Source organism: Ruegeria sp. AI3 (assembly GCF_056541245.1).
The window spans coordinates 1-1295 of sequence record NZ_JBQFYA010000048.1 but is presented as its reverse complement, the minus strand read 5'-3'; the positions used below and the strand labels follow the sequence as shown (position 1 = coordinate 1295).

The window sequence follows — 1295 nt, the reverse complement described above, 5'->3', positions numbered from 1 at the left end:
TGGGCTCGAAGCAGTCATCCGACAGCTTTAGTCAAAGGACTGTTTTGCGGATGCAAGCGGTCATTGGGGCCGCTTGCGGGATAGATAGAGGTGACCAACTTTGAAGCAGGGCTCGATGCGTCTTAAAGCTCAACTCCGAGATTCTACCGCCGTCTGATCCGCTCGCGACGGCGCTCGCGACGTTCGATGTTTATCTGATGATCATGGCCTAGCGCCCGATAGAACCCCACTCCCTTGGACCAGTTCACAAAGTGGGCAAAGCTGTCGACCTGATCGTCGTTGCGTCCGCGTGGAAAGGATTGAAGCTCTCGTTTGAATACCGGCAGCCAGGGTGCATCTGCAGGCAGATAAACCTTGCCCTCTTCGACAGGACCGCAAGCGGACTGGAACCGGGTTTCCTTGTCCTTGTCGGGTTTAATGCGTTCGTAGCGCCGACGGTCATCACGAAACAGCTCGTCCAAAAGAGGTTTGCCTGAGGCCGCATCTTCGATCAGGACTCGATCGGGATCCCAACGGCCGACAAGTTGCAGTGCCTTGGCTTTCAGGTCTGGGTAGTCTACCTGCCCGCGCCAGACGTCGATAAGATACCACGCATTTTCGCGGAACCCCCAGGTTGTACAGACAGAGAAATCAGACCGGGGATCCGCGGACATCCCCGTATCCCAGCTTTGAACGACAAGCTGATACCAGCGGCGATCTTCGATGGTCTCGTAGGTGCCAAACCACTCCCAGCGCAAGGGCGACCCGTCGGGAGCAATGGGGTTCTGCTGATACTGGCAATTGAACACGGCCGAGCCCATTTCGCGACGCTTGGTATCCAGCGTTTGCTGATCCAAACGGGACGGGCACAGGAGATCACCCGGTTTGCGGCGCATGACCCTTCCACGCCCAAGAGGAACCACCTCATGGTCTTCGGCGATGGCAGGCAGATTCAGATGCCGATAGGTCCCGCGTTCGAGCAGAAAACCCGGCGGATCCATCTCGTGCAACCGTTGCGCAACCATAACCACGCGCCCTTCGGCCGGATTGTCGAAGCGCGACAACAAGGTCCCCTCAATGAACTCCTGCGCCTTGACCAGCTCGGCTTCGGAGCCGGCATCTCCGGCTTTCAGCAGGTCATCGATGATGATGTAGTCAGCGCCATGACCGGTGACAGAACTTCCAATGGAGACAGCCTTACGGCTGCCTCCCTTTGTGGTGCGGATTTCTTCTGAGGTGTTGCCCTTTCTAGCCAAGACCGTTTCAGGGAACATTTCCCGGTACCAGCGCGCAGACATGATCCGACGACAATCTTC

General features: G+C 57.3%; 1 protein-coding gene. It reads right to left on the bottom strand.

Annotated features, from left to right (window positions below; genetic code table 11):
* Window positions 1–143 precede the first annotated feature (143 nt).
* On the bottom strand, window positions 144–1295 hold a 1152-nt coding region (gene terL / locus ACRZ95_RS22900), incomplete at its 5' end, for a phage terminase large subunit (protein WP_480555674.1).